This is a genomic window from Lysobacter daejeonensis GH1-9, assembly GCF_000768355.1.
Taxonomy (GTDB): domain Bacteria; phylum Pseudomonadota; class Gammaproteobacteria; order Xanthomonadales; family Xanthomonadaceae; genus Aerolutibacter; species Aerolutibacter daejeonensis.
Genome location: NZ_AVPU01000056.1, coordinates 1 through 5411, shown reverse-complemented (window position 1 = coordinate 5411; position 5411 = coordinate 1). Strand labels below are relative to the sequence as shown.

Below are 5411 nucleotides of genomic sequence, written 5' to 3'. Positions count from 1 at the left end.
GGCGGTGAGGGTGGCGCCGCACAGGCTTCGGCTGAAGGCGGTGCCGCGCAGGGCCAGGCCCAGAGTGGCCAGAACCAGGGCCAGGGCGGCCAGCGCAACGACCGCGACTTCGACGGGCGTGGCAACCGCCGCGACCGCTTCCGCAACCGCCGCGATCGCCAGCGAGACCGCCAGCGCGACGGCGGCATGCCGGACGACGGCGGCGGCAGCGACACCTTCGTGGCCCGGCCCCATCCGCAGGTGCCGGAAGGCTTCCCGGCGTACTCGCTGGGCGACCTCAAGCGCATGCCCACGCCCAAGCTGCTGGAAATCGCCGAGCAGCTGCAGATCACCGACGGCGTGGCCCGCGCGCGCAAGCAGGACGTGATCTTCGCCCTGCTGAAGGTGCTGACCCGCCATGGCGAAGGCGTCGCCGCCGACGGCGTGCTGGAGATCCTGCCGGACGGCTTCGGCTTCCTGCGCGCGGCCGAGGCCAGCTACCTGGCCGGCCCGGATGACACCTACATCAGCCCCAGCCAGATCCGCCGCTTCAACCTGCGCACCGGCGACCACCTCTCCGGTCGCATCCGCTGGCCGAAGGACGGCGAACGCTACTTCGCGCTCAACATCGTCGACACCATCAACGGTGAGCCGCTGGAGGCGTCGAAGAACAAGACCCTGTTCGAGAACCTCACCCCGCTGTTCCCGCGCAAGAAGTTCCGCCTGGAACGCGGCGACGGCAGCACCGAGGACATCACCGGCCGCATCCTCGACCTGATGGCGCCGCAGGGCAAGGGCCAGCGCGCGCTGATCGTGTCGCCGCCCAAGGCCGGCAAGACCATGCTGATGCAGCAGGTCGCCACCGCCATCACCAGCAACCACCCGGACGTGCACCTGATCGTGCTGCTGGTGGACGAGCGCCCGGAAGAAGTGACCGAAATGCAGCGCACCGTGCGCGGCGAAGTGGTCTCGTCGACCTTCGACGAACCCGCCGGGCGCCACGTGCAGGTCGCCGAAATGGTGATCGAGCGTGCCAAGCGTCTGGTCGAGCACAAGAAGGACGTGGTGATCCTGCTCGACTCGATCACCCGCCTGGCCCGCGCGTACAACAACGTCGTGCCCTCGTCGGGCAAGGTGCTGACCGGCGGTGTGGACGCCAACGCGCTGCACCGCCCGAAGCGCTTCTTCGGCGCGGCACGTAACGTCGAGGAAGGCGGCTCGCTGACCATCATTGCCACCGCGCTGATCGACACCGGCAGCAAGATGGACGAGGTGATCTACGAAGAGTTCAAGGGCACCGGCAACAGCGAAGTGCACCTGAACCGCCGCATCGCCGAGAAGCGCGTGTACCCGGCCATCGACATCAACCGCAGCGGCACCCGCCGCGAGGACCTGCTGATCGAACCGGAGCTGCTGCAGAAGATCTGGATCCTGCGCAAGCTGCTGCACGGCATGGACGAGATCGGTGCAATGGAATTCCTGCTGGACAAGATGAAGACCACCAAGTCCAACGACGAGTTCTTCAGTTCTATGAAGCGCTGAGTCGGAAGGCTCCCACGCCCCGCAATGCGGGGCTGCGGAAACGAAGACGCCCCGCACTGCGGGGCGTCTTCGTTTCGGCTCTCCGGCGACGTAGCCGACCTGAGCCGGCGCGCGTTCAACCGTTGCCGAGCGGCGACAGCAAGCGCAAGCCAGGCTGCGTCCCCAGCGGCTGCAGGCTGTTGGCGGCTACCAGGTCCGGAGAGCCGGCATGCACGCCCAACAGCCACGGCACGGGCTGGCGCGGGCCCGGAACGTAGGCCACCCATTGCCCGTAGGACTTGTCGATCAAAACCCCGCCGTCGATCTGGTAAGCATACGGAATGCGCACCGCCATCGATTGGCCGAGCTGTTCGCCGGCCGTGGGCATGGTGAAGGTGGAGGCACGCGCCGCCTTCAGCGATGCATTGGCGAACGACTCGCGCCAGGACGCCATCTTGCTCTCGTTGGCGACGCCCGCCAGGTTGATCTGCTCGACGGCGGCCTCTTCCACCAAACCGTTGGCGCCGACCTTCACCACGACATAGGCCATGGCCGATACCCCGTCACGCAACGGGCGATCGGGAAATGCCGGGCGCACCAAGTTCTTCCCGGTGATCGCCACCGCGCCTGGCTCCGGCATGCCGGGAAAATCCGCATCCGTCACCATGGCCTGGAAGTTGCCATCGTCGCGCTTGCGCGCGACCAACCGCGCGGACATCCGCGAGCGCGCCGGCACGGCCCGGCCATCGCGGATCACCGGCTCGAAGCGCCAGTGCGCCACGCTGCCCCGGAGCACCTGCAATGCGCCGGGGTCGACCTTATCCGGTTGGTCCAACTGGTAGTCCACCACCTGGCCGCTGGCGTCGATCTCGATCGTGCCGGTGAGCACCATGCTCGCCTCGATCTGCTTGCGTACCGAGACGATGCCGCCGGCGATTGCCGGTGCCAGCACCAGGCCCAATGTCAACGCCACTCCCAACCTCATGAACATTCCGCGACTCCTTTTGCGTGTCATGTGACCTGTAACGACGATGCTAGCAGCACTGCGAGGCCAAGGTGGGTGAGGCGAAGCGGCAATCCCCTGCGCCACCGAACGCCCTTGCCGCCTGACGTCACCGTGTGTGGCGATGCTGCCGGCAACCCTCGGCGCCAACAAGGAAGGAGCCCACCCGTTTGCGCCGGCCTCGCGATGGACGGCGCCACCTCCACCCGCGCCGCATGCCCCCCATTCATGCATTGCCTCCACGACGGCGACCGTTACCATGGCCCACATCCCGGCGCGTGAGCGCCCAAGGAGCGCACATGCACGGCGGCGGTCTCGAACTCGCACTGGTCTTCCTGCTGGCCGCGGTGATCGCGGTGCCGGCCTTCCGCCGTTTCGGGCTGGGGGCGGTGCTGGGCTACCTGGTGGCGGGCGTGGCGCTGGGCCCCAATGGCCTGCGCTTCGTGCGCGACGCGGAACCGGTGCTGGGAGCGGCCGAGATCGGGGTGGTGATGATGCTGTTCGTCATCGGCCTGGAGCTCTCGCCCTCGCGACTGAAGGTGATGCGCCGGCCGGTGTTCGGCAGTGGCGGCGCGCAGGTGGCGCTGACCGGGTTGGCGCTGGGCGCGGCGGCAATGGCGCTGGGCCTGGGCTGGAAGGCCGCACTGGTGGTGGGCGTAGGCCTGGCACTGTCGTCCACGGCGGTGGGTCTACAGCTGCTGTCCGAACGCAAGGCGCTCAACACCGACCACGGCCGACTGGGCTTCGCGATCCTGCTGTTCCAGGACATCGCCGCGATTCCGCTGCTGGCTGCGATCCCGCTGCTGGGCCGCGCCGCGGCCGTCGAGGGCGGTCTGGGCTGGGAAGAACTGATCAAGGCGCTGGGCGCGATCGCGCTGTTGGCGCTGGGCGGCCGCTGGGCGCTACGCCACCTGTTCCGCGTGGTGGCGCGCGCGCAGATGCCCGAGGTGTTCACCGGCGCGGCATTGCTCACCGTGCTGGGCGCGGCGTGGCTGATGCAGGAGGCGGGCCTGTCCGCCGGCCTGGGCGCCTTCCTGGCCGGCGTACTGCTGGCCGACTCGGAATTCCGCCACGAGCTGGAATCGCAGATCAATCCGTTCAAGGGCCTGCTGCTGGGCCTGTTCTTCATGGCGGTGGGCATGTCCATCGACCTGGGGCGGGTGATGGCCGAGCCTGGCCAGGTGCTGGGCCTGGTCGCGGGCCTGATGGCGGTGAAGTTCGTGCTGCTGCTGCTGGTCGGGCGCCTGCCCGGCGGCCTTGACCGGCGCGAAGCGCTGCAACTGGCGGCGGTGCTGGCACTGGGCGGCGAGTTCGCGTTCGTGGTGTTCTCCGAAGCGGTGAAGGCCGGACTGCTGGCCGAAGCGCTGCGCGACCGACTGGTGGCGGTGGTGGGTGTGTCGATGGCGTTGACGCCGGTGCTGGTGATGGCGGTGACGCGGCTGCTGGCCGCCCACGCGCCCGCCCCGCCCAAGCGCGCCTTCGACGCCATCCCCGACGGCCACCCGCAGGTGCTGATCGCCGGCTTCGGCCGCTTCGGCCAGATCATCGCCCGCCTGTTGGTGGCGCAACGCGTGCCGTTCATCGCCATCGAGCACAGTGCCGACCAGGTCGACTTCGTGCGCCGGTTCGGCAACATCATCTATTACGGCGATCCGGCCAACCCCGAGTTGCTGCGCTCGGCCGGCGCGGCGCACGTCAAGGCGTTCGTCATCGCCATCGACGAAACCGAGGGCAGCCTGCACACGGTGCGCACCATCCGCCGCCTGTATCCGGACGCGAAGGTGTTCGCGCGCGCCCGCGACCGTCGCCATGCGTGGGAGCTGATGGACCTGGGCGCGCACGCGGTGCGCGAGATGTTCCACTCCAGCCTGCGCCTGGGCGAGGAGGTGCTGATGGCGCTGGGCGTGCCGGCGGGCGTGGCGCAACAGCATGCGCGGCGCTTCCGCGAACACGACGAACGCGTCCTGCTGGCGCAGTACCAGGTGCACGACGACGAAGCCGCGCTGCTGCAGACCTCCGCCGATGCCCGCAAGGAGCTGGAAGAGCTGTTCAACGCCGACCAGGGCGAGGGCGTGCTGGGCGGCATGGCGGTGGAGCGCCGACGCTCCACCGATTGAGCGGGCCGACAGGGCAATGCGCATGTCGGCTCGTTCGACAGCATCCATCGCGATGAACGCTCCCGGTGGGCGGCGGGACCGCCCCGCCATCCGTGGCCTAGCGTTGCTCGCGCAGGAAGCGCGCCATCGACACGTCACCGCTGCGCGGGCGCGAATCCAGCTCGGCCGCGATGTCGACGAAGCCGCGCATCACCGCGATCTCGCGCGGGGTGCGGTTCAGGCCGTCGCGCAGGTCGGCATCGGCACCGGCGCGCTGCAGCCATTGCACCACGCCCAGCAGGCCGTGCAGTGCGGACAGGTGCAACGGGCCGAAGCCGCGCGGATCCTGCGCGTCCAGGCGGGCGTCGTGGTCGAGCAGTTGTTCCAGGCCGGCGATGAGCACGTCCTCGTCGGCGGCGCTGCCCGGCTCGGCACGCGCGCCCAGCAGCAGCAGCAGCGGCGTGGCGCCAGCCGCGGGCTGGTTGATGCCCGCCTCGGCGCCGGCAAGCAGCAGGGTGTCGAACAAGGCGACCACGCGGCTGCGTTCGCGCGCGGTGAAGGCGTACATGGCGGCGCAGTGCAGCGGCGTGCGCCCCTGCGCGTCGATGGCGTGCACGTCGGCACGCGCGGCCAGCAACCGCGCGGCCATCTCCGGCAGGCCCAGCGCGCACGCGACCATGAGCACCGTGAGCTCGCCGGGCAGGCGCTGCTCGACCGGCGCACCGGCCGCGATCAGCCGGTCGACAAGTTCGACGTGGCGCATGCTGACCGCCGCGGACAGCGGCGTGGCGCCTGAGCGGGCGCCCAGCCTG

4 protein-coding genes are annotated in these 5411 nt (G+C 69.7%); 2 read left to right on the top strand and 2 right to left on the bottom strand.

The genetic code is table 11. The features are described 5' to 3' along the window. On the top strand, positions 1 to 1521 hold a 1521-nt coding region (gene rho / locus N800_RS14760; RefSeq protein WP_036140400.1), incomplete at its 5' end, for a transcription termination factor Rho. Between the two features lie 115 nt (positions 1522 to 1636). Here rho and N800_RS14755 read toward each other — a convergent pair. Continuing rightward, a complete protein-coding gene (locus tag N800_RS14755) occupies positions 1637 to 2491 on the bottom strand; it encodes a hypothetical protein (RefSeq protein WP_052108304.1) in 855 nt (284 codons plus the stop codon). 311 nt (positions 2492 to 2802) lie between these two features. Here N800_RS14755 and N800_RS14750 point away from each other — a divergent pair, with 311 nt between their 5' ends. Further along, the gene (locus N800_RS14750) at positions 2803 to 4620 is read left to right on the top strand and encodes a monovalent cation:proton antiporter-2 (CPA2) family protein (RefSeq protein WP_036140398.1); all 1818 of its coding nucleotides are present in this window, start codon (positions 2803 to 2805) and stop codon (positions 4618 to 4620) included. Between the two features lie 97 nt (positions 4621 to 4717). Here the strand turns inward: N800_RS14750 and N800_RS14745 are convergent. Continuing rightward, the coding region (locus N800_RS14745) for an ankyrin repeat domain-containing protein (protein WP_036140395.1) at positions 4718 to 5411 on the bottom strand (694 nt) is incomplete at its 5' end.

Excerpts from the sequence above, each read along its gene's own strand:
- N800_RS14755 (WP_052108304.1), bottom strand. The coding sequence starts at position 2,491 with ATGTTCATGAGGTTGGGAGTGGCGTTGACATTGGGCCTGGTGCTGGCA.
- N800_RS14750 (WP_036140398.1), top strand. The coding sequence starts at position 2,803 with ATGCACGGCGGCGGTCTCGAACTCGCACTGGTCTTCCTGCTGGCCGCG.